Here is a 24032-nt window from a genome sequence, read left to right on the forward strand (position 1 = left end):
TCCATGGAGCGCCCACGGGCGCCGTGGAGACGCCTGAAGAGAGAGAGAGCGACCATGTTCAAGGACGAAGCTGCGGCGCGCGAGCCCGATGCGCCGGCGTGCGAGCGCGCCTGCGACGGGGCCCAACGCACATCCCTCCTCGGTCCCGGCGAGCCCGCGCCGCTGGGCGAGGGGACATCGCTGGCGGACAGGCTGCAAGCGTTCGAGTCTGCCTGCCTGCGCGCCATCGCGCTGGCGTGGGAAGACGAGGCGAAGCTCGAGCTGCTGAGGCGCGATCCGAGGCGATTCTTCAGGACCTGCTGCGACTATGAGCTCCCGCAGAACCTCGCGCTGAACATCCGCGAGGCGCGGGAAGCTCCCCCGGCGGAGCGCGGCGCGTGGGGCTGGGACGGCCGGCACGGAAAATGGAACCTGCCAAGGGCCGAGATCACCCTTTACATACCACCTCCGCCGGAGCTGACCGAGCGCGCCGTCGCTCTGGCCGAGCTCGGCGATCCTGACAAGTTGCCGCCGATCTGCTGCTGACTCAGCCCTCGACCCCGTAGAAGCGCGCCGGGTTGTCCCAGAGCAGCTTGCGGACGACCTCGCCCGGCAGCCTGTCGCGCAGCGCGAGCGCTCGCCCGACGATCCCTTCGTCGTGGTCCAAATGGGGGTAATCCGTGCCGAAGAGCAGGTTGTCCTCTCCGATGCGCGGGACGACCTCCGGCAGGTAGGGCTCGTCGGGCTCGACGGCGACGAAGCACTGGCGGCGGAAATACGCCGACGGCTGCTGCGGGACGTGCGGCTCGACCTCGCCGGCCAGGTGGCGGTGCTCGACCTCGTCGAGGCGCCAGAGCCAGTAGGGCAGCCAGCCGCAGCCGGCCTCGAGAAAGGCGACCCGCAGGCCCGGGTGGCGCTCGAGAACGCCGCCCTCGACCAGGGCGAGGAGCGCCATCATCTGCTCCATCGGGTGCGAGCACGCGTGAAGGGCGAACCGGCTGTGGAAGCGATCGGCCCCGGCCGTCGGCAGGTGCGCGTGCGTGCCCTCGTGGACCGCCACCGCGATGGATCGCCGCTCGCACTCGGCCCAGAAGGGCTCGTAGGCGGGGTCGCCCAGCGTGCGGCCGTCGACCGGGTTGGGCCGGACCACGACGGCCCCGAAGCCGAGCGCCGCGGCCCGCGCGAGCTCGACCACCATCGCTCCTGGATCATGAGGGCTCATCAGCGCGACGCCCCGGAGCCGACCGGGAGCGTGAGCGCAGAAGTCCCGCAACCACCTGTTGTAAGCCCGCGCGAACGCCGTCGCGAGCCGCGGATCCAGCGGAGACAGGCCGACAAGGTAGAGCCCGAGCGTGGGATACAGAAAGGCCACGTCGATGCCCTCCCGGTCCATGGCCGCGATCTGCGCCTCGGGCCGCCCTGTCGGGACGACCTCCCGGCGTCGCCGGCTCGCCGACAGGGCGAGCTCGCGAGAGGCCCGCGCGCTCAGCCGGCGAAAGAGCGGGCGCCCGTCCACCACCGGCTGCGGCGGGAGCGGCAGCCATCCGCCCGGGCCTGGACACGCAACGCGATCGGCCAGGTCGCCCTCGCCGACATACGCGTAACACGGCGCGTGGGCGCGGTGCTCCGGCTCCATGTAGGTGCGCCAGAGATCGATCGGCTCGATCACATGGCGATCGGCGTCGAGGATGCGGTACCCGTCGCGCATGCGCGCTCGCTTCTCCCTGCTTCCGCGCTCGTCCTCCCGTGTCCTTCCCTCGTGCCCCGTCCGTCACAGGACGAGCGGCACGGGGTTCAGATCCTCCTCCCGCGTCGGCCTGGGCAGCCAGCCGAGGCGGACCGGGACGTCGTACAGGCGCCCCGGGCCGAAGCGAGGCCAGATGTGCCGAAGCCCGGGGACAACCACCTTCGCCGCCGACAGCCCGGCGTCGGGGCGCGTCTGATCGAGCACCACCGTCTCCAGCCCGGCGCGGGCGGCGCGCGCCACGCACGCGCGGACATCGTCGCGGAGATCGTCGCTCGGCGCACTCTCGTGATCGCCGCACCTCCGCGGCGGGGCCCCCCCGGTCGGCTGCACGTAGGGCGCGTCGCCGGAGACGACGTCCTGCCACGCGGCGCGCGCGCGATCCCGCGGATCGAAGAGCTGGTTCAGCTCGGTCAGCGCCCGCTGCACCCCGAGCCGGGCCTCGAGGTGGCAGCCGAAGCCCAGCGTGAGCCGGCCCGTGTCGGCCGCCCGCGCCACCGCGACGAACGCCGGGATGCCCAGGTCCGTCGTGACGTCCAGCACCCACAGCCGCCGGCCGAGCGCGCGGTAATGCGCCGCGAGCGCCTCGAAATAGGGCTCCTCGAAGCTGCGTAGATCGACCGCGGGCCTCGCCGCGCGGTTGTACCACCAGAGCGCGACGGCATCCCGCTCCACGAGCTCCAGGAAGCCTTGCAGGATCGCCTCCTCGAGGCAGTTGCCCGCCGCGTGGCCGCTCGGGCTCGGCGCGGCAAACCGCTCTTCCGGGGGCACCGGGAGGTGGAGATAGCAGTACGCCGCCGGCAAGAAGCGCCGCTCGTCGCGCGTGAGCGACCACGCCGGCGCCCAGTCGATCGCCGTGTCCTCGCAGAAGGGGAGGGGGACGGCGCGGCGCGGGTCCTCCGCCGCGGGGCCAGCGGCCCGCCGGCCGCGGTACTGCGCCTCGCTGAAGTTCTGGAGATCGTGCGGGTGGACCGCGGCGGCCCCGAGCTCGGCGCGGCGCGCGCGGACGAGCGGCTCGTCGCCCTGGAAGACGGCGCTGTAACGCTCGACCGCCTCGCTCAGCGCGCCGGCGCGCGCCTGCGCGGGCGTCTTGCCCTTGCCGCCGCTCGCGCGGTGGAAGTCGTCGAACGACGGGGAGCCCGCCCCGGGACAGACGCGGTACGTGGCCCCGTACACCGGCCGGAGCGGGTGATCGCGCCCCTCCAGCGGCCCGAGGCTCGCGACGATGCCGCTGATCGGGCTGACCAGGTGGAGGGTGCGCGCCAGGGTCTCCTCGGGCGAGGCGATCCGGTGCCCGCCGTCGTCGGTGAACCGCTTCGGGCGCCGCTCGAGGTGCACCGGCGCGCCCGCGCGCGCCCGCGCGCCCTCCGGATCGCCGCAGGCGGGGCACTGGGGGCGCCGCGCCACGACGTGCTCCGCGGTCCGGGCGCGGGCGAGGTCGAGCGAGATCAGCCGGTCGTCGAGGAGGCCGGCCCCGCCCTCGGCGATCCACCGGGCCACGAGGACGGCCGCGAGGTGGAGCGCCGCGGCGCGGCCGGCGGGCAGGCCAACGTGGGGCGGCAGGAGCGGCCCGGCGAGGCCGCGGCGCCGCTGCAGGTAGGCCTCGACGGGGCGGTTGTGCCGCAGGCGGTGCGCCAGGCACGCCCAGCAAGGCCCCGCCCCGGGCCGGAACACGGGGCCGATCCAGGGCTCGACGCCGCCGGGCTTGATCGGAGCCCAGCGCACCCCCTCGCGGAGCGCGCGCCGGTTCCACGCCTCGAGCTCGGCGGCCAGGTAGTCGCGCGTCACGACGACGACGAGCGCGGGCTCGCCCTCCACCGCGACGCCCGCGCCCGAGAGCGCGCCGAGGGCCGCGTCGCAGAGCGCGGCGAGCGCGCGCGGATCGTCCTCTCCGACAGCGATCACCGAGACCGGCGTCGCGGCGAGCCGCTCGGCCGCGCGCCCGGCGCTCTCCCCGAGCGCTTGCCAGAACCCAGCGCATCCGGGCGCGGGCTCGGCGACATAGCCGCGCTCCTCCAGGCGGCCCAGCGCATGGAGGATCTCGGCGGCCGACGCCTCGCCGGAGAGCTCCGCGACGAGCTCGGCCCCGGTCCGGCGGCCGTCGAGCAGCGGCACGAGGAGGCGGTAGATCCGACCGCGGAGCATGAACCGCTCGCGCTCGCCGAGGAGGAAGACCGTCTCCTCATCGGCGGGCTCGACGCGCAGGTGGTGCTTTATCGCGAGGCACCTGTCCCCCATGAACGACCCCCCTGCGCGGGAGCTCTAGCACGCGGAGCGCGGGCAGCACCGCGGCCGGACGAGGTGAGGCGGCCGAGCGCCGCGCCGATCGCGGCGGGCGGGACGCCGTTCGAGGTGCGCTCATCCAACGATCGCATGGCGGGACCAGAGCCGGCGAAGCCGTTCAGGGGAGCGATCCGGACCACCGTGTCCACGTCGACGGACGCGCTCGTCGCAGGGCAGGACTTCTCGATCTTCGTCACGGTGCAGAACCCGTTCGAGGCGCCGCTCGCGCTGCGCCGCGTGAGCACGGCGCTGCCCACCGAGCTCGTCGACGTCGACGGGCAATGGACGGAGCAGCGCATCCGCCAGATCGAGGAGCGGTTCGCCGGCCTCGAGGACCCAGCGCACGCGTTCGCGCCGGGCGGCGCCCCCCTCGGCGCGCGCCTGCGCCGGGCCGCCCGGCGGCTCTTGCGACGGCGCTCGCCCGGTCGCGCCGCAGCGCCGGGAGCGCCCGCGATCGCGCGCGACCTCCGCAGGACCGGCGGCGAGGCGGCCCTCGCGGCGATGGAGCTGCCCGTCGGGAGCGGCGCCGGCTTCTGCGGGCCGGCGCAGGCCGCGCGCGGGTGGCACGACGAGGCGGAGCCGGTGGCGTCGATCGCCGCGCCGCCGGGGCCCTTCGGCGACGACGCGACCGCCTTTCGCCGGGCCCTCCGGTCGCTGGAGGCGCCGGACCCCCCTGCGGTGCTCCAGTCCGGGAACTCGACGGCGCGGGCCTTCACCGTGCGGTCGCGGCGCGCGCTGTGGTTCCGCGCCGCCTCGTACCGGCTGCTCATCGAGGTCGAGTACGAGGTCGACGGCGCGAGCAACCTCGACACCATCGAGCACGTCCTCAAGGTGAGCGCGTCGCTCGGGAGCATGATCGGCGGCGCCGTCGTCGGCGGCGTCGGGGGCTGGTTCGCCGCGCGGGGCAGCGACGCGCGGCTCGACGCGGAGGCCGGCGTCAGCCTGGCCGCGTCGCTCGTCCTCGTCGCGATGGCGGTCGTCCTGCTCGCGCGGAAGAGGGACGTGCAGCCGATCCTCGCGATCGAGGACTTCTGGGGCGGCGTCGCGGTCGGGTTCCTGATCGCCTACGCCGGGCCCTCGCTCTTCGCGGGCCTCTTCGGCCTGCCCGCGCGGCCGCCGCCCGCGTCGGGCGCCCTCATCCTGGCGACGCTGCCGCCGGGCTCGTGCGGGATCGGGCGCGCCGCGGCGCAGGCTTTACATCGGGCCCCGCGCCGTTAAGCAGATCGGAAGCAGATCGGAATCAGCGCGTAAGCCGCGTGGAATCAGCGCGTAAGCCGCGCGGAAGCCGAGCGGAAGCAGATCGGGATCGGGGAGAGGAGGGGGCCGTGTCCACGCTGCGTGCCAGGGCGACCGCCGAGCTCCAGCGCCGCATCGACGTGCTCCCGCGCGACGTCGCGCGGTTCGAGTCGGCGGCCGCGGAGAACGCGCGCGGCTTCGGCATCCACGCGAGCCAGGTGCTCGCGCTGAAGATCCTCATGGACGAGCTGATCCAGCGCCAGCGAGGCATCCTGGACCGCCTCGGTGCCGACCTGTCCGACGCCGACTTCGCCGACGGCCTCGCCAGGCTCCTCGTCGAGATCGCGGGCGCGCACGGGGTGTGGAGCGTCTTCTCGCAGACGCTCGCGCAGCGCGAGCTGCCGGCGCTCGCCCCCTCGCTCGACGCGGCCGATCTCGTGGCCGCCGACTGTTACCAGACCTGCATGAACCCGGCGCGCAACTGGGGGCTCATCCCCCGCGAGGGGATGCGCGAGCCGCCGCTCGTCTGCCTGGAGGCGCACTACGGTCCCGTCGCCGTGAGCCGCCAGAACCCCCTCCGCGTCCTGCGCAGCTCGCTCCGGAGCTACCGCGATCTCCGGCTGCCCATCCCGATCGTGCTCCTGCCGGCCGATCAGACCGAGTGCGCCTGGCTCCTCTCCATGCTCTGCCACGAGGTCGGCCACAACGTCGATCAGGATCTCGCGCTCTCGGGCGAGCTCTCCCGGGCGCTGCTCCTCGACACCGACGGGAAGATCCCGTCCGAGCGGCAGGAGATCTGGTTCGGCTGGACGCGGGAGATCCTCGCCGACGCGATCGGCGTCCTGCTCGGCAACGCCGGCTTCGCGCTGGCGCTCGCGTCGTTCCTCCTCGTCGTCGCGCCCGGGAGCCAGCAAGGGGAGCTCGACCGGCTCGACCCCCACCCGCACCCGATGGTCCGCGTCCCGCTGCTCGCCGCGCTGCTGCGGCGGCTCGGCGTCGCGCCGCTCGACGACGCGGCCGACCGGCTGGAGAGCGCCTCTCGGGCGCTCCGCGCGCCGGACTGGGTCGCGCCGTTCCTCGACGACCTCGGCGCGATCACGGGGACGTTCCTCGGGAGGAAGCTCGACGCGCTCGGCGGCCGCCCGCTCGCCGAGCTCCACCCCGACGTCGCCGCCGACGTGCGGCGGGCAGCCCCGCTCGCGCGCTTCCTCGCGACAGGCTCGCTCCGCCCGGCGCCGGACAGGCCGTCGTATTTCCCGTACCGCCTCGTGCCGGTCGCCGCGCAGCTCGCGGTCGACGCGGCGGCGCCGCTGGCCGATCTCGGCGCCGTCCAGCGGCGGGCGATGGAGTTCTTCGCGGCGATCCCGCGGCCGCCGATGCTGGCCGGCGCGGCGTCGCTGCCGCCGCAGCGCGCGTCGTCCTACGCGCGGCTCGCGCGGTCGGTCGACTTCACCGGAGGCGGCGGATGATCTCGGGACCGGCCGCGAACCCCCCTCGCTACCACGAGATCCTCGTCCGCATCGCGCCGCTATGCTCCGCGGGCGCGCTCCCTGCCCGCGCGGTCGACGGCCGCGTGTGCCGGCGCTACCACGCGTGGATCTACACGAAGCTCTCGCTCGCCGCGCTGGGGCTCGGCGAGCCCGGCGCGGCCGATCTGGGCGGCGCGCCGCCGCCGCCAGCCGAGGTGGGGGGGCTGCCGCTCGTCGGCCATGAAGAGCTCTCCGTCCACTGGCTGAGCTACGCCGAGTACCTGAGCAGCTTCTACGGCGGCGAGGAGGCCCTGCTCGAGCTGCGGCGCCGCGTCAGCGGCTCGATCTCCCGCGGCCTGCGCGAGATCGTGCGGCTCCGGCCGCGCGCGCCCCAGCGGCTGCGCATCTGGTGGTCGACCGAGTCGCCCGAGCTCGAGGACCTGCCCTGGGAGATCCTCTTCCTCGGCGCGCGCCGCCCGCCCAACCTCTCGCTCGTGCGGGGCGGGCCGGGGCGGATCGTGCCGCCGCTGCCGCTGCAGCAGGACCAGCCGCTGCGCGTCGCCGTCGTCGACCCGACCGGCGGCGCGCCCGCCGCGCTCGCCGAGGCGCTCGGGGAGCTCGGCCCCGGGATCGAGGCCGTCTGGATCGAGGAGGACGACGCGCGCAAGGCGCTCTCCGCGGCGGTCCGCGCGGGCGTCGAGCTGATTCACGTGGTCGCCGACGGCGTGGTGCCGCTCGGCCTGGAGGGCCTCCTCGAGTTCTCCGGGGACGAGGAGGACACGCTCTCGCCCCTGGAGCTCGCCGCCATGCTGCGCGGGTCGAGCGTCACCATCCTCTCGCTCACCCCGCCGGAGATCCCCCGCGTCGGCCACGCGGGCATGCCCAGCGTGTACCACGCGTTCGCGCGCTTCTGTCACGACAGCGGCGACGGGCCCACGATCGCCGCGCAGCTCGGCCCCATGCACCCCGGCGTGTCCCGCGAGTTCTGGCGCGCGTTCTACCAGCACCTCGCGGCGGCGCTCGACGTCGAGGAGGCGATGATGAGCGCGTCGCAGCGCCCCCTCACGGCGCCCGTCGTCCTGTTCCTCCGGCACCGCTTCGGCCGGCAGTTCACCCGGCAAGGCGACGAGACGCGGCGCTCCCCCGCCTGGCCGACGTTGGGCTCGGGGCCGACGCCCGACGTGCCGCTCACGCCGGCGCAGGTGACCGCCGACCTCTCGTGCTCCCGCGATCTGCTCGACGCGGCGAGGACGCTCGAGGCCCGCTACGCGTCGCTCGGGCTCGAGTTCCCCGGCAAGTGCCTCATCGAGCGGGAGATCCAGCGGCAGGCCGGGCTCGACGAGGCGATCGAGGAGTCCCTGTCCACCGACCTGTCGCTGTCCGAGGACACATGAGGCACCCCGAGTTCGTCGTCGACATCGAGCCGGGCGGCGGATCGCGCCTGCGGCTGAGCGTCCACGCGAAGAACCTCGCGCCCATCGACGACGAGCTGGAGCGGCCCTTTCCGAGCCTCCCGCCCGCGGAGCTCGACGAGCTGCGGAGCGGCTACGGGTCGGAGCAGATGACCGAGTCCCTGGCCGAGCAGGTCACCGGCTGGCTCCTCCAGAACGACCTCCGCGGCCACCTGGGCACGGCGGTGAACGCGGCGACGCAGCCCTTTCGCATCGTCTTCCGGACGCACCCGTCGGTGCTCCCGCACCTGCACGACGTCCCCTTCGAGCTGCTCAAGCTCGGCGCCGACCCGCTGGCGCTGCACCCCTGGGTGCGGGGGATCGTCCACGCGCAGAAGCGCCACCGCGCGTCGGCCGCGCCGCCGAGGCTGCGCTGGGGGTGGCCCTTCCGCGTGCTGCTCGTCCGCACCAACCCGAAGGACCTCGGCGGGTGCGTGCCGCCCGTGCTGCCCCTGCGCGATCGGATCGTCGCGATCGCGCGCTCGTGCGGGCTCTCCGACCTGGTGGAGGTCGCCGCGCTGACGAGCGAGGACGGCGCGGGCAGGCCCGTCACCTACGACGCCCTCCGCGCCGAGCTGCGCAACGCGAGCTACAACCTGCTCGTCTACCTCGGCCACGGCGACCTGCAGGACGTCGGGTTCGAGGGGTTCCCCCCGATCGGCGTCCTCCAGTTCGAGCTCGACGGCAGCGCCTTCGCCAACCCGATCCGCGCCGATCAGCTCCGGAGCGAGCTCCTGAACCGGCCCGTGCCCGTCGTCGTGCTCGCGGGCTGCCTGACGGCGGCGGGCGAGGCGCTGCGCGACCGGCTCCCGCAGTGGATGCGCGGCAGCCAGAGCGTCGCGCACGCGCTCGTCCACGGCGAGTCCGGCGTCCAGTGCGCGATCGGGATGCGCCACCGGCTGGAGACGACCGACGCCGAGCGCTTCCTCCAGGCGTTCGTCCTCAGCCTGCTCAAGCTGAACCCGGGCGACGTCGAGCGGGCCGTGCGGGCGGGGCGCGAGGAGATGTTCGCGCAGAAGCCCTATCCGCCGAGCTGGTCGGCCCCCGTGCTCTTCCGCGCGGCGAGCGCCGAGCCGCTGTTCGACTTCCTGTGCACCGCGCCGACCGCCTTCGACCCGCTCGACGAGCACGATCAGGCGCTGCGGGAGAAGGGCTGGAAGGCGCTGAGCGAGCTGCCCGCCGCGCTGCCCCCGGAGACCCGGCAGTTCTCGAGCTTCCTGCTCGACACGGTGGAGTCCGCGTTCCTCGAGCGCCGGCGGCAGCGGGGCGCCTCCCTCGTGTGGCCCACGCGCGTCGAGGCGAAGCCCGGCGACACCGTGAAGGTGTCCGTGCAGCACATGGGGGCGCTCACCGTGTCGCGCCTGGAAGGCCGGCTGTCGTTCGCCGAGGCCGTCTCGCCGCGCGCGACCCGGCCGGGGGCGGCGCTCAAGGCCGCCGGGCTGCGCGCGTTCTTCGCGCTCGATCAGCCGGGCGAGGTGCGGTTCTTCGCGACGAGCCCCGCGGGATCGCCGGTGACGCTCGGCGCCGGCCCGCTGTTCGAGGTCGATCTCGCGCTGCCCGGCATCTTCCCCGCAGTCTACGAGCTGCGGGTTGACGCCCTCGCATCCGACCCGAGAATGTTCTTGTGCGGCTGGAATAATGCGATCGTGGTGCCTTTGCCATGAGGCCGCGCGGGGGGCGACATGGAGTCGATCGGGCTGGATGAGCCGCGGCCCGCGCTGCTCGCGGCTCACCCGGAGCTGCTCACGTTCCTCGAGCGGTCCGCGATCTTCCCTCGCGTGGAGGAGCGGTATCGCGTCGAGCTCGACGGCAGGACGCACTACCTCGTGCGGGGAGACACGCTCGGCTCGCGCGAGGATCTGCTCGTCGACGCGCTCGCCCGCGGCGCCGCGCCCGAGGGTGCCGATCCGCTCAGCCGCGCGCTCTTCCTTGAGCTGCCACGGCACCTCCAGGAGGTGATCCGCGGCGCGACGCGATCCGATCCAGGACAACCACCCACACGGGCCCGGGCGCTCCGGGCCGAGGAGTCCCCGTCATGGCCATCGTCGATCCGGTCATCGCGCAGAAGGCCGAGGAGCTGAAGACCAGGCTCCCGACGTTCGAGCTCGATGGAAAGCTGATGTATGTCGCGGAGGGCGATCTCCTGCTCGACGACGAGCAGCTCGCCGACTACGTGCCTCGCGCCGCCAACGTCGAGCCGCCGCACGTGCCTACCGGCCCCGGCGGAGAGGGGCTCGTCGGCATCCTGCAAGACGGCAAGCTGGTGCGCTGGCCTCCCGGATTCGTGATCACGTACTGCGTGCTCAGGTCGACCTTCCGGGACGAGCGCGAGTACGCGACGGCGCGCGCCAACATGCTGGCGGCCACGCGCGACTGGGAGGCGACGTGCGGCGTCTCGTTCCGCCACGTCGCCGAGCTCGACGGGAGCGACCGCCGCCCCGAGGAGGTCGTGTTCCCGGTGCGGCTCTTCAACGCCGGCGGGAGGTTCGTCGCCGCGGCCTTCTTCCCGCACGAGCCGGCGTCGAGGCGGCAGGTCCTCATCGATCCTTCCTATTTCTCACCCTCGCTCGGGTTCGATGCCGTCGGCGTGCTCCGGCACGAGCTGGGCCACGTCCTCGGCTTCCGCCACGAGCACATCCGGAGCGGCGCGCCGCCCGTGTGCCCGCAGGAGGACACGTCGCAGACGATCGACCTCACGGCCTACGATCCGCGGTCGGTGATGCACTATTACTGCGGCGGCGTGGGCAGCCGCGATCTCGCGATCACCGAGGTCGACGTGCAGGGAGCGCAGCGGGTGTACGGCATGCCGCTCTCCAGCTTCCGCCTGGTCGCCTGAGGCGCGGCCGCGCCGGCCCGGCGCCGGCAACTCCGCCGCTCGCCCCTGGCGATCGAGGCCTGTTGACGTAAGCCACCGGGACAGCGCGATGAGCAGCCGCGGCGACGAGAGGCCGAAACGAGACGCTCCGTTCCGGTCACAGGGGTTCCAGGGGCGCTACGAGATCCTGTCCAGGATCGGCGCCGGGGGGTTCGGCACCGTCTTTCAGGGGCGTCAGGTCGCGACCGGCCAGCGGGTCGCGATCAAGATCCTGAAGCCCGGCGCCCGCGAGGGGTCGGCGTCGAAGCGCGTCGCGCGCTTCCAGCGGGAGATGCGCCTGTGCGCGCGCCTCCACCACACGAACATCGTCGGTCTCATCGACTCAGGGCAGACGAGCGACGGGCAGATCTACCTCGTGTTCGAGTTCGTCCCCGGCAAGAACCTCAGGGAGGTGCTGCGCGAGGAGGGGGCGCTCGAGCCGCAGGAGGCGCGCCACCTCATGCTCCAGGTGCTCGACGCGCTCTCGGCCGCGCACGCGCAGGGGATCACGCACAGGGACCTGAAGCCGTCCAACCTCATGATCATGCCCACCGGGGCGCGGCGGAACGCGCTCGTCCTCGACTTCGGGATCGGCGCGATCGCCGAGGACGTCGGGCCCGCGGGCGAGGCGAACCTGACCGGGGACGACGAGGTCCTCGGGACGCCGGCGTACGCGGCGCCCGAGCAGCTCCAGGGGGGCACCGCGACGCCGCGCGCCGACCTCTTCGCCTGGGGGCTCGTCTTCCTCGAGTGCCTGACGGGGCGGCCGGTCTTCTCCGGGCGGCGGGTGGCCGAGGTCGTGTCGCGGCAGCTCGACCCCGAGCCGATCGCCGTGCCCGCCGCGCTGCTCCGCCACCCCGTCGGCCGGCTGCTGTCGCGCGCGCTCGTCAAGAAGGTCGAGGAGCGCGACGTGACCGCCGAGGGCCTGCTGCGGGAGCTCGAGGCGTGCGACCTGAGGGATCTCCCGCGGGGGCTGCGCGGATCGGAGCAGGCGCCCGGCGCCGCGGCGTGCCCGGGGCCGCGGGCGGCGACGGCCGCGGACCGCCGCGGGGGCCCGCCCTCGCCGGCGCGCCCCTCGAGCGAGGGAGCGGGGGAGCGCCGGCTGCTCACCGCCGTGTGCTGCTCGCTGCAGACGTCGGCGGCCGCGCGGGAGGGCGCCGACGTCGAGGACCGGGACGAGCTCCTCCGCGCGCAGCAGGAGGTGTGCTTCGACGTCGCCCGGCGCTTCCAGGGGACCGTCGTCGGCGCGCTCGGCGAGCGGGTGCTCCTCTGCTTCGGCCACCCGGTCGCGGGCGAGGACGACGCCGAGCGCGCGTCGCGCGCGGCGCTGGAGATCGCGGCGACGATCGGCGAGCTGGGCCAGCGGCGGGAGGTGTGGCGGCGGCTCGGCCCTCAGGTCCGGATCGGCGCGCACACAGGGCTCGTGATCGTCCCCGAGGGCGGCGAGGCGAGCGCCGGCGGCCCGGGGCCGTTCGCGGGGACGACGGCGAGCGTCGCGGCGCACCTGAGCGGGCTCGCGCCGCCGGGCGCGGTCCTGCTCAGCGGGGACACGTGCCGCCTGCTGCGCGACCGGTTCGTGACCGAGGCGCTCGGGGCGCGCGAGCTCGGGGGCGCCGGGCGGGTCGAGGTCCACCGCATCGCGCGCGAGCGCTCGGCGCTCGAGCCGCGCGTCGCGGCGCTGCCGATGATCGGGCGGACGCAGGAGCTCGCGCTGCTCACGCAGCGCTGGCGCCGCGTGCGGGAGGGCTTCGGCCAGGGCGTGCTCGTCACCGGGCAGCCGGGGATCGGCAAGTCCCGCCTCGCCGCGGAGCTTTACCGCGAGATCCGCGGGGAGGCGCACTTCTGGATCGAGTGCCGCTGCGCGCCCGAGAACCGCAGCAGCGCGCTCCGGCCCATGACCGAGGCGCTGGAGCAGGTGGCCGACATCGACGAGCGCCACACGCCCGAGGAGAAGGCCGCCAGGCTGCGGGCGCTGCTCGTGGCCTACGGCTTCCGGCTGGCGGACACGATGCCGCTGCTCGCGTCGCTGCTCGCCATCCCGATCCCGCCGGGGGACGACCCGACGCCGCTCGACCTGGCCCCGCAGCGCCGCAAGGAGCTGACGCTGGGCGCGCTCGTCTCGCTGCTGATCGAGATGGCCGAGCGGCGGCCGGTGCTGTTCCTCCTCGAGGATCTCCAGTGGGCGGACCCGACGACGCTCGAGCTCCTGACGCGGCTCCTGCCCGAGGTGGCGGCGGCGCGCGTCTGCGTGCTGCTGACGGCGCGGCCCGACTTCTCGCCGCCGTGGCCGCTCGCGGGCACGCTGCAGATCCAGCTCTCGGCCCTGGAGAGCGCCCAGGTCGCGGCGCTGATCGCCGGCATCGCCGCGGGGAAAGAGCTCCCGCCGCGCGCCGTCCAGCGGGTGATCGAGCAGGCCGAGGGCGTGCCGCTCTTCGTCGAGGAGCTCACGCGCGCGGCGATCGAGTCGGGCGCGTCGGCGGAGGAGCGCGCCGAGCGGGGTCCCTCGATCGAGCGCTCGTCCGGCGAGGTGTCGATCCCGACCCCGCTCCGTGTGTCCCTCATGGCGCGCCTGGATCGGCTGGGGCGCGCGCGCGAGACGGCGCAGCTCGCCGCGGTGCTGGGCCGCGAGTTCAGCGGGGAGGTGCTGGCCGAGATCAGCGCGCTCGACGAGGCCGCGGTGAGGGAGGATCTCGACCGGCTCATCGCCGCGGACATCCTGCTCCTGCGGCGGCGGGCGCGGCAGTCGACCTACGTCTTCCGGCACGTCCTCCTGCGGGACGCGGCGTACGCGTCGCTGCCGAGGCGGGCGCGCCAGCGCGCGCACGCGCGCGTCGCGCGGGCGCTGGAGGAGCGCTTCCCCCAGATCGCCGCGGAGCGGCCGGGGCTCCTCGCGATGCACCACGCGCGGGCGGAGCAGATGCGGGAGGCGATCGCGTACGGCCGGGCGGCGGCGCGCCGCGCGCTCGGGCGATCGATGAACGCGGAGGCGGTCGAGGCGGCCTTCCAGACGATCTCCTGGCTCGGCGCGCTCGATGAGCCGCGCGAGCGCGCCGAGGCGGAGCTCGACCTCCACCAGATCACGATCGCCGCCGTCGCGTCGATCCGCAGCTTCGCGGCGGAGGAGGTCGACTCGGCGGTGCGGCGCGCTCAGGAGCTCATCGAGCGCGTCGGCGACAGGTCGCACGCGCTCGCGATGCTCTGGGCGCGGTTCAACCACCACTGGAAGCGGGGAAACGCCGAGCAGGCGTACGCGCTGGCGCAGCAGTACGCCGCGCTGAGCGAGCGCTCCGGCGACGCGCAGCACACGATCGCGGCGCACGTGGCGCTCGGGCGCTCGCACCTCGTCGCCGCGCGCTACGGCGAGGCAGAGGCCGCGCTCGGGCGGGCCGTCGCGCTGTACGACCCGGAGCGGCACCGCGGGGCCGCGCTCGTGTTCGGCGTCGATCTCGCGGTGAGCGCCCAGGTCGCGCTCGCGGCGGTCAGCTGGTCGACGGGCCACCTGGAGCGGTCGGCGGCGTGGCTGAGGAGCGCCGAAGCGGCCGCCGGGGCGCTGGACGACGTGGGCACCACGTGCCACCTGCTCGTCCACGCGGCCATGGTCCACCACGGCCGGCGCGACCGCGACGCGGTCCGGCGCGCGGCGCGGCGGCTCATCGGGCTCGCGGAGCCCCTCGGCCTGACGCAGTGGCTGACGCTCGGCGGGCTTTTGCGGGCGTGGATCGCGCGGGACGTGGAGGGCGGGAACCGGCTGCTCGCGGACATGAGCGCGGCCGGCATGGGGCAGCCCTACCCTCGCTGGAGCTCGCTCGTCGCGGAGTCCGAGATGGATCTCGGCCGCTTCGAGGCGGCGCTGGCGCGGCTCGACCGGTGCCTCGCCGCGGCGGGGGTGGTCAGGGAGCGCCGCTACGTCCCCGAGATCCATCGCCTGAGGGGCGACTGCCTGCGGTGCCTTGGCGACGAGCGAGCAGCCGAGCGCAGCTACCGCGAGGCGGTCGAGCTCGCGCGGGCCCAGGGCGCGCGGTCGCCCGAGCTGCGCGCGTCGCTGCACCTCGCGCGGCTCCTCGACAGGGAGGGGCGCCACGGCGAGGTCCACGACGCGCTGACGCGCGCGCTCCGCGGGTTCCCCGAGGGGCAAGGGTGGTGTGAGCTCGCCGCCGCGGAGGCGATGGTGCGCGACGCGGCGGGCAAGCTCGCCGCCGCGTGAGGGGGAATCCGTCGTCGTCCGGTGGAGGGACCTGGTATCGTGCGCGCCTCGTCCCGAACCGGAGAACTCATGAACGACGCTCCCCTCTACCGAGATGCAAAGCAGCCCGTGGACAGGCGGGTGGAAGACCTCCTGCGCCGGATGACGCTGGACGAGAAGGTGGGCCAGCTCATGCAGCTCGACGCCCAGGGGGATCTCGAGGACGCGATCGGGCGAATGAAGGTGGGCAGCCTGCTCCACTGCAACGGCAAGGACGCGGACGCGGCGATACGGCGCGCGCTGGGCACGCGGCTCGGGATTCCGGTGCTGATGGCCGACGACGGGATTCACGGCCATTCCTTCTGGGCGGGCGCCACGATCTTCCCGACGCAGCTCGGCATGGCGTGCAGCTGGGATCCGGGGCTCCTGGAGAAGGTCGCGCGGGTGACCGCCGTCGAGATGCGGGCCACCGGGCTCAAGTGGACGTTCTCACCGGTCCTGTGCCTCACGCGCGATCTCCGCTGGGGCAGGGTGGGGGAGACGTTCGGCGAGGATCCCTACGTGATCGGCGAGCTCGCCTGCGCGATGGTCAGGGGCTATCAGGGCAAGGGCCTCGACGATCCGGACGCGGTGCTGGCCACGGCGAAGCACTACGCGGGGTATTCGGAGACGCTGGGCGGCCGCGACGCCTCGGAGGCGAACATCTCGCGGCGCTATTTGCGCTCGTATTTCCTGCCGCCGTTCGAGCGGGCCGCGCAGAGCGGCTGCATGGCGTTCATGACGGGATATCAGTCGATGGACGGCATCCCGGCCACCGCGAACCGCTGGCTCCTCACGGAGGTGCTCAAGGAGGAGTGGGGCTTTCAGGGGATCGTCGTGACCGACTGGAACAACGTGGGCAACCTCGTGCTCGACCAGAAGGTGTGCAAGGACATGGCCGAGGCGGCCGCGGTGGCGGTGCGCAGCGGCAATGATCTGATGATGGCGACCCCGCAGTTCTACGAGGGGGCCCAGGAGGCGGTGCGCCGCGGGCTCCTCGGCGAGGCGGAGATCGACGCGGTGGTGCGGCGCGTCCTCTCGCTCAAGTTCTCGCTGGGGCTCTTCGAGGACCCCGGGTACAGCGACGAGCGGCGGATCAAGGAGGTCATCGGCTGCGCGGCGCACCGGGAGCTGAACCTGGAGGTCGCGCGGGCGTCGCTCGTGCTGCTCAAGAACGACGGCCTCTTGCCGCTCGCGGGCGACGGGGCCGGGCAGGGCGCGGCGCCGAGGCCGCTGCGGCGGATCGCGGTGATCGGGCCCAACGCGGACGACCCGATCGCCCAGCTCGGCGACTGGTCGCTCGGCTCGGGCCAGATGAGCGGCGGCAACGGCCCTCAGCACCCGCGCTCGAGCATCGTCACGATCCTCGACGGGATACGGGAGCTCGCGCCCGCGGGGTGCGAGGTGGTCCACGCCGCGGGCTGTTCGGTGGTCAGCGAGGACGAGTCGGGCATCGCCGCGGCGGTCGAGCTGGCGCGGGGCGCCGACGTGGTGGTCCTCGTCGTCGGGGATCGGATCGAGCTCATCGGCGAGACGAAGAGCACGGCGACGCTCGAGCTGATGGGCGGGCAGCGGGCCCTCGCGGACGCGATCGCCCGGACGGGGGTGCCCACGGCGGTGGTCCTCGTCAACAGCAAGCCGCTGGTCCTTCCGCGCTCGGCGCTGGGCGCGGCGGCGATCGTCGAGGCGTTCAACCCGGGGATGATGGGCGGGCGGGCGGTGGCCGAGGCGATCTTCGGCCGGCTCAACCCCTCTGGCAAGCTGACGATCTCGTTCCCTTACCACGTGGGCCAGCAGCCGGTGTTCTACAACCAGGCCCGCGGCCAGCACGGGAATCGCTATGCCGATCTGACGCAGGAGCCGGCGTTCGCCTTCGGCTTCGGCCTGAGCTACACGCGCTTTGCGTACTCCGACCTGAAGGTGCTGACGCCCAGCGTGGCGCCGGACGGCACAGCCTCCTTCGAGGTGACGGTCACCAACGCGGGCGGGCGCGACGGCGTCGAGATAGCCCAGCTCTACATCGAGGATCTGGTGACCTCGTCCACGTGGGCGGTGAAGGAGCTCAAGGCGTTCCGCCGCCTGCTCCTCGCCGCCGGCGAGGCGCGCACGGTGCGCTTCGACGTCCCCGCCTCGGAGCTCTCGATGCTCGACGCCGAGGGGCGCCGCGTCGTCGAGCCGGGGGAGTTCCGCGTCCACATCGGCGCGTCGTCCCGTCCGCAGGATCTCCTGAGCGCCGGCTTCGCCGTGGCGTGACGCGCCGGGGACGTCGTTACTGCGTTGCCCAGGTTCGTCTCTGAGCATGAGAGAATGAACCACAGAGGGCACAGAGGGCACAGAGGAAGAGAAGAGAGAAAGATAGATATTTCTCGCTCTTTCTCTCTCCCTCTGTGTCCTCTGTGCCTCCGTGGTTCAAATTCTCTTTCCCATCGCGGGGCCAGCGCCAGAAAAGAATGAACCACAGAGGGCACAGAGGGCACAGAGGAAGAGAAGAGAGAAAGATAGATATTTCTCGCTCTTTCTCTCTCCCTCTGTGCCCTCTGTGCCTCTGTGGTTCAAATTCTCTTTCCCATCGCGGGATCAGCGCCAGAAAAGAATGAACCACAGAGGGCACAGAGGAAGAGAAGAGAGAAAGATAGATATTTCTCGCTCTTTCTCTCTCCCTCTGTGCCCTCTGTGCCTCTGTGGTTCAAATTCTCTTTCCCATCGCGAGATCAGCGCCAGAAAATCTGGACGATGGTATTGTAAAATTCTTCTCTCAGTGTCTTGGTGGTTCAACATCGCTTCTGATGATCACCGCTCCGCACCACCGCCTGCGTCGAAGCTCGGAGCAGCCCCGCGTCGCCGACGATGGCGCATCCGGCGGGGCTCTCGGCTAGGGTGGCGCGCCGCCCATGCAGCTCATCTCCCTGTCCCCCCTGGCAGCGTCGGCGTTGCTCTGGCGAACGGCGAACGGCCCCTGCGTGACCGTCGCCGTGAAGGCGACCTTCCAGCTCACGCCCGACGACACCGCCGCGCTGGCCGCGCCGCTGCCGCTCTTCCACGACGTCTTCCACGAGCAGAACGCGGGCCGGAGCCTCTATGTCGCCTCGGACGCCGTGCCCCACAAGCCCCGGGCCGACGTCCTGCTCACCGGAAGCGCGTACGCCCCGCCCGGCCAGCGCGTGAGCCACCGGTGGGTGCGCCTCGCCGTCTTTGACTCGCGCGCGCAGGTGCCCGCTGTCGACAAGCGGCTCCAGGTCGTGGGCGAGCGGCAGCGCGATCCAGGGACCGGCCAGGCGACGGCGCCGGCCCCGTTCTCCCGGCTGCCCGTGCGCTACGAGCTCGCCTTCGGCGGCGCCCGCTGCCCCGAGAACCCCGTCGGCAGGGGCGCCGACCCCGCGGACCTCCGGCTGCCGAGCATCGTCAACCCCGCCGCGCCGGACACCCCCGACGGCTTCGGGCCCCTCTCGAGCGCGTGGCCCGAGCGCCGGCGCGCGCTCGCCGCGTGGGATCCAGCGAAGCTCCTCTTGCCCGTGCCGGAGCTCCCGATCGCCATGGACTGGGGCTACTTCAACGCGGCACCGCGCGACCAGCAGATCCCCTACCTGCGCGGGGACGAGTGGATCCTGCTCGAGGGCCTCCACCCCACGGCCGCCCAGGTGCGCTCTCGCCTGCCCGGCCTGACGGCGCGCGTGCTCCTCCGCGCGCCGCCGCTCGTCGACCCTGCCGGCGTCGAGCTCACCGTGCGCTGCGACACGCTCTGGATCGACGCCGACGCGCTCCGGTGCACCCTGACATGGCGCGCGTCCCTGGCCGTCGCCGAGCGCGCCCTGGAGGTCGTCGAGCGCGGCGGCATCCTCGTGGCGCTGGCGCCCCCCGGCGAGCGCGTTGCGTGGCCTGCGCCCGTGCCCGCCGTCGCGCCGGCGCCGCCGGTGGGCGCGACGACGGCGCCGCTGCCGGAGGGGGCGAGGCCGCCTGCTGGCGCGCGGCCGTCGCTCCCGATCCCCGAGCCGGATCCGTCGGTCGCCCGCGGCATGAGCGCCGAGGAGTGGGCCGCGCGCGGCGCGGGCGCGGAGCCGGCGCGCCCGCCGTTCGATCTGACGCAGACGCGCCCGCTCGACCCCGCGGCCTTCGCCGAGGCGCTCGAGGCGTTCGACCCGGCGCCGCCCGGCGCCGCCGCCCCCGAGGCCCCCGCGGCGGCGCCCCGGGCGGCGGAGGCGGCCGGAGGCGCGGGCGCGCCCTCGGGGGAGGGCCCCCGGGCGGCGGAGGCGGCCGGAGGCGCGGGCGCGCCGGCGCCGCAGGGGTCCGGGCAGCCGCCGGTGCTCGCGAGCACGCGCGAGTTCAACCTCCAGGACGTGCTGCGCGGCGCGCGCCAGGAGGACGCGCCGTTCCCGCTCGCGCCGGCGCGGCCCGCGGAGCAGGCCGAGGCCGCGCGGGCCCCGGCCGAGGTCTCGCTGGAGGCGCTGCGGCAGGCCTTCCCCGCCATGGCCGCGCACATCGCGGCGCACGCCGGCGCGCCGCTGCCGACGGCCACGCTCCCGCTGCCCGAGCCGGAGCCGTCGACGCCGACAGGCGAGGATCTCGCCGGCTCGCCCGACCTGCCGCCGCCCGCCAGGACCACCGAGCACGTCCCGATCCTGAACCTCACCCCGTTCGCCGCCTTCACCATCCCCTGGCAGGCCCGGCCGCCGAGGGACTCGCTCACCGTCGTCGTCAAGGGCACCTTCGACCTCGTTCCCGGGGCGCCCGCGGCGATCGCGGCCGACCAGGAGCTCCCCGGCGGCGACGTCCACGTCGACGACGACCCCGGCAAGAGCCTCCGCTACCCGTCCGATTTCGCGATCTTCAAGCCGAAGGCCGACGTCCTGCTCGTCGGGCACGCGCACAGCGCCGGCGCCGGCGACGCCGCGGCGCTCGTCCGGCTGCGCCTCGGCGACGCGCTCGATCGCGCCGTCGCGGCCATCGGCCCGCGCCGCTGGGACGCGCTCGGCGCGCCCACCGCGCCCGGGCCGTGGGATCGCATCCCGCTCCGCTTCGAGAACGCGTTCGGGGGCGCCGGGTTCGGCGCGAACCCCGTGGGGACCGGGCACGGCGCGCGGGCCGGCGGCGCGCTCCCGTCGCTCGAGCTGCCCGACCGGCTCATCCGCTCGGCGGGCGACAGGCCCCCTCCGGCGTGCTTCGCCCCGATCGCGGCGACGTGGGGCGATCGTCTCAGGAAGATCGGGTCCTACGGCGAGCGCTGGCGGAAGACGCGCTGGCCGTTCTTCCCTGACGACTTCGACTGGACGTTCTTCAACGCCGCGCCCGCGGAGCAGCAGATCGCCTATCCGCGCGGGGACGAGGCGTTCGAGCTCTGGTCCGTGCGCCCGGAGGGGGAGGTCGTCCGGGGGCGGCTTCCCGAGCTGCGCGTGCGCGTGTTCAAGCAGGCCACGGAGAAGGCCGGCGGCGGGTTCTCCGAGGTGCCGATGCGGCTCGACACCGTGTGGTTCGACGCCGACGCGCTCCGGCTCGTGCTCGTCTGGCGCGGCCTGCTGGACGTCGCGGACGAGGACGCTTCCGAGATCGCGTCGCTGTTCGTCCTGAGCGAGCCGATGGCGGCGGGCGGGGCGAAGCGCGAGCCGATGGCGAAGCGCGACGCGCGGGCGCGCTTCTTCGCGGAGCTGTCGGCGCGCGAGGCGGCCGAGGCGCCGGCGGCGGGCGAGGAGGGGGCGGCGAACGACACGACGGCCGAGGAGGGCGAATCGGCCCTCGACGCGCGCATCGCCGAGGCGCTCGCCCGGGCGCGCGCGCGCCGGCGCACGGCGGCCGGCAGCGGCGCGGCGGCGGGGGCGGCCGCCGCGGAGTCCCCCGCGGCGGAAGCCGCGCCCGGCGATCCCGTCGAGGCGCCGCCGCCCGCCGGCCGCGACGCGATCCTCGAGCTCCTTCGCCTCGGCGAGCCGCTCGCCGGCGTGGACCTGACCGGCATCGACCTGTCCGGCGCGGACCTCTCCGGGGCCGACCTCGGCGGCGTCCTCCTGAAGCGGGCGAACCTCCGGGGCGCCCGCCTCGACGGCGCGCGGCTCGTCGAGGCGGTGCTCGCCGAGGCCGACGCCGAGGGCGCGCGCTTCGAGGGCGCCGACCTCACCCGGGCCGACCTCACCGGCGCCAGCGTCAAGGCCGCGCGCTTCGCCGGCGCCATCCTGGAGCTCGCGGCCGCCGGGGCGGCGCGCTGCGAGGGCGCCGTGTTCGAGGGCGCGCGGGCGCCCGGCGCCAGCTTCGCGGGGGCCACGCTCACGGGCGCCAGCTTCGATCGCGCGGACCTCACCGGCGCCGAGATGATGCAGGCCGCGCTCGACGAGGCGAGCTTCCGTGACGCCACGCTCGACGATGTGAAAATTTACGGTGCCACGGGAGCTCGCGTCACCCTGGACGGGGCCTCGCTCGCCGACCTCCGCGCCGACGACGTCGTGCTCCGGAGCGGCTCGTTCCGCGGCGCGCGGGGCCCGGGCTCGGTGTGGGAGGGCGCAGACCTCACCGAGGGCGTCTTCGCGGGCGCGGCGCTCCCGGAGGCGAGCTTCACCCGGGCGACGCTCGACGGGGCCACCTTCGAGGGCGCCGACCTCGTCGACGCCCGCTTCCGCAAGGCGCGGCTCCGGGGCGCGCGCCTTCGCCAGGCGAACCTGATGCGCGCCGCCTTCGACGGCGCCGATCTCGAGGGCGCCGACCTGCGCGGCGCCAACCTGTATCAGGCGGAGACCTGGAAGGCGCGCGCCGCCGACACCCACCTCGAGGACGCCTTCACGGCGGGGACCAAGCTGGAGGAGCGATGAGCGGGACCACCGCGCTGAACCTCCTGCTCCGCCTCTCCCCGCTGCGCCCCGGCGTGCGCCTCGAGGTCCTCCGCCGGCGCGACTTCACCGACGAGCGCCTGCGCGAGCTCCACGCCCTCTCGAACGCGCTGATGGCCGAGGACTTCGACCATTTCCGCGTCCACGCCCAGACGAACGATGTCGTCCACGTCTTCCGCCGCGCCGACACGGGCGCGATCGCCGGCTTCCAGTTCTGGAAGACGGCGCCCCTGGCCCTGCCCCGCAGCCTGGCCATCGTGGGCGGGAAGCTGCGGATAGCGCCCGAGCTCCGCACCCGCGGGCTGCACCTCGTCTCCGGCCTCGTGTTCTTGCTCGACACGAAGCGCCGCGCGCCGCGGACCCGCCTCTACCGGCTCTCGATTGCCAGCCTGTTCGGGTTCGTCTCGATCACCGAGGCGCTCGCGAAATACGAGCTCTTCGACCCGGGGCGCAGGGGAGGGGAGGAGGACGAGGCGGTGCGCGCGGCGTTCCTCGCGCTCGCCGCGGAGAGCGACTTCCGCGTCGACGAGGAGACGGGCCTCTTCTCCGTCGACATCTTCATGACCGAGGACACGCTGCGCCGCTATCCGCCGCGCTACTTCGACCGCCCGGCCGCCAGGCGCTACGCCGCGGTCAACCCCGATTTCCGCACGAACGGCTGCTACGTCGGCTTCTGGTACCGCTTCACGCGCCATAACCTCCTCGCCATGACCCGCGCGATAACGACGCGGCTCTTTCGCGCGGCCACACGTTCATCCGCCGCCCGTTGATCGGCCGCCTGCGGGTCGATAGCGTCTCGCGATGGACGACAGCAAGCCTTCCTCCGTGCTCGATTTCTCTGTCGCGCAGCCGCACCCGCTGTGGGCGAAGGCCAGGGCGGCGTGCCCTGTCCTGCGCTTCGATGCCACGTCGATCAACCCCGCGCCCACCTTCGTCGTGTCCCGTCACGAGGACGCCGAGCGGGTGCTGCGCGACCCCGAGACGTTCTCGAGCGCGATCAACAACGAGGTCGTCGGCAAGTACATGGGCGAGTCCATGCTGGGCATGGACGGCGGGGAGCACCGCCGGTACCGGAGCCTCGTGGCGCACGCGTTCCGCGCCTCCGTGCTCGAGCGGTGGGACGAGGCGCTCGTGCGGCCCACGATTCACGCGCTCCTCGACGGCATCGCGCCGGCCGGGCGCGCCGATCTCCTGCGCGATGTCGTCCTGAAGTACCCTGTCCAGGTCATCTGCGGGATCATCGGCGTGCCGCTCCACGATCAGGCGCAGTTCGCGCGCTGGTCGGACGAGATCGTGCAGGGCGCGCTGAACCCGCCGCTGGGCGTCGCGTCGTCGCGGGCGATGCGGGGCTACCTCGCCGGCATCATCGAGGCGCGCCGGCGCGAGCCCGCGGGCGATCTGATCAGCGAGCTCCTGGCCGCCGAGATCGACGGCCAGCGGCTCACCGAGGAGAGGATCTACGGCTTTCTCCTGCTGCTGCTGCCGGCCGGCGCGGAGACGACGTTCCGGGCGCTGGGCAACGCGCTCGTCGCCCTGCTCACCCGACCGGCCATGCTGGCGCAGGTGGTCGCCGACCGGTCGCTGATCCCCGCCGTCGTCGAGGAGACGCTGCGCTGGGAGACGAGCGTCACCCTCGTCTCGCGCGTCGCCACGCGGGACACCGAGATCGCGGGGTGCCCCATCCCGGCCGGCGCGGTGCTCAACGTCCTCACGGGCTCGGCCGGCCGCGACGAGGCCCGCTACGAGGCGGCCGACGCCTTCCGCCTCGACCGGCCGCCCCGGCCGCACCTCGCGTTCGGCGCCGGCCCGCACACCTGCCTCGGCGTGCACCTCGCGCGCCTCGAGATGCGCGTCGGGCTCGACGCCATCCTCGACAGGCTGCCCGACCTGCGGCTCGACCCGGACGCGCCGGCGCCGGAGATCAAGGGCTTCGCGTTCCGCAACCCCGACGCGATCCACGTCCTGTTCGGCCCGTCCTGACGCCCCGA

Annotated in this window: 14 protein-coding genes; 12 read left to right on the forward strand and 2 right to left on the reverse strand. The window is 74.1% G+C overall.

Translation table 11 applies throughout. The features are described 5' to 3' along the window. The first annotated feature begins 54 nt into the window (after positions 1 to 54). A complete protein-coding gene (locus WMF24_RS13180; protein ID WP_437736735.1) occupies positions 55 to 525 on the forward strand; it encodes a BMA_0021/BMA_0022 family TOMM bacteriocin in 471 nt (156 codons plus the stop codon). Position 526: 1 nt separating this feature from the next. On the opposite strand, the gene WMF24_RS13185 is transcribed toward WMF24_RS13180, so the two are convergent. Next, positions 527 to 1687 carry an amidohydrolase family protein gene (locus WMF24_RS13185; RefSeq protein WP_437736736.1) on the reverse strand — a complete coding sequence of 387 codons (1161 nt, stop codon included), beginning with the start codon at positions 1685 to 1687 and terminating at the stop codon, positions 527 to 529. Between the two features lie 63 nt (positions 1688 to 1750). Then, positions 1751 to 3961, reverse strand: a complete 2211-nt coding sequence (locus tag WMF24_RS13190; RefSeq protein WP_437736737.1) for a TOMM precursor leader peptide-binding protein — start codon at positions 3959 to 3961, stop codon at positions 1751 to 1753. A 135-nt stretch (positions 3962 to 4096) separates the two neighbouring features. On the opposite strand from WMF24_RS13190, the gene WMF24_RS13195 reads away from it, so the two are divergent. From WMF24_RS13195 to WMF24_RS13245, 11 genes are all read left to right on the forward strand, one after another. Beyond that, positions 4097 to 5224, forward strand: a complete 1128-nt coding sequence (locus WMF24_RS13195) for a hypothetical protein (RefSeq protein WP_437736738.1) — start codon at positions 4097 to 4099, stop codon at positions 5222 to 5224. A 107-nt stretch (positions 5225 to 5331) separates the two neighbouring features. Beyond that, a complete protein-coding gene (locus tag WMF24_RS13200; RefSeq protein ID WP_437736739.1) occupies positions 5332 to 6711 on the forward strand; it encodes a hypothetical protein in 1380 nt (459 codons plus the stop codon). Next, a complete protein-coding gene (locus tag WMF24_RS13205; protein WP_437736740.1) occupies positions 6708 to 8105 on the forward strand; it encodes a hypothetical protein in 1398 nt (465 codons plus the stop codon). The genes WMF24_RS13200 and WMF24_RS13205 overlap by 4 nt, the downstream gene beginning before the upstream one ends. Continuing rightward, positions 8102 to 9826 carry a CHAT domain-containing protein gene (locus WMF24_RS13210; RefSeq protein ID WP_437736741.1) on the forward strand — a complete coding sequence of 575 codons (1725 nt, stop codon included), beginning with the start codon at positions 8102 to 8104 and terminating at the stop codon, positions 9824 to 9826. The genes WMF24_RS13205 and WMF24_RS13210 overlap by 4 nt, the downstream gene beginning before the upstream one ends. Before the next feature lie 18 nt (positions 9827 to 9844). Beyond that, positions 9845 to 10243: a hypothetical protein gene (locus tag WMF24_RS13215; RefSeq protein ID WP_437736742.1), complete on the forward strand. Its 399-nt coding sequence runs from the start codon at positions 9845 to 9847 to the stop codon at positions 10241 to 10243. Beyond that, positions 10198 to 10998, forward strand: coding sequence for a matrixin family metalloprotease (locus tag WMF24_RS13220; RefSeq protein WP_437736743.1), 801 nt, complete (start codon positions 10198 to 10200; stop codon positions 10996 to 10998). Before WMF24_RS13215 ends, WMF24_RS13220 begins: the two co-directional genes overlap by 46 nt. Positions 10999 to 11086: 88 nt before the next feature. Continuing rightward, positions 11087 to 15220 (forward strand): TOMM system kinase/cyclase fusion protein, encoded by a 4134-nt coding sequence (locus tag WMF24_RS13225; protein WP_437736744.1) that lies wholly within the window; start codon positions 11087 to 11089, stop codon positions 15218 to 15220. 69 nt (positions 15221 to 15289) lie between these two features. Beyond that, positions 15290 to 17491, forward strand: coding sequence for a glycoside hydrolase family 3 N-terminal domain-containing protein (locus WMF24_RS13230; protein WP_437736745.1), 2202 nt, complete (start codon positions 15290 to 15292; stop codon positions 17489 to 17491). 638 nt (positions 17492 to 18129) lie between these two features. After that, positions 18130 to 22026, forward strand: a complete 3897-nt coding sequence (locus WMF24_RS13235; RefSeq protein ID WP_437736746.1) for a DUF2169 domain-containing protein — start codon at positions 18130 to 18132, stop codon at positions 22024 to 22026. Beyond that, positions 22023 to 22814 (forward strand): hypothetical protein, encoded by a 792-nt coding sequence (locus WMF24_RS13240; RefSeq protein ID WP_437736747.1) that lies wholly within the window; start codon positions 22023 to 22025, stop codon positions 22812 to 22814. The genes WMF24_RS13235 and WMF24_RS13240 overlap by 4 nt, the downstream gene beginning before the upstream one ends. Positions 22815 to 22845: 31 nt before the next feature. Next, positions 22846 to 24024, forward strand: coding sequence for a cytochrome P450 (locus WMF24_RS13245; RefSeq protein WP_437736748.1), 1179 nt, complete (start codon positions 22846 to 22848; stop codon positions 24022 to 24024). The last annotated feature ends 8 nt before the right edge of the window (positions 24025 to 24032 follow it).

The sequence above is a fragment of the Sorangium sp. So ce1335 genome (genome assembly GCF_051521615.1).
Taxonomy (GTDB): domain Bacteria; phylum Myxococcota_A; class Polyangia; order Polyangiales; family Polyangiaceae; genus Sorangium.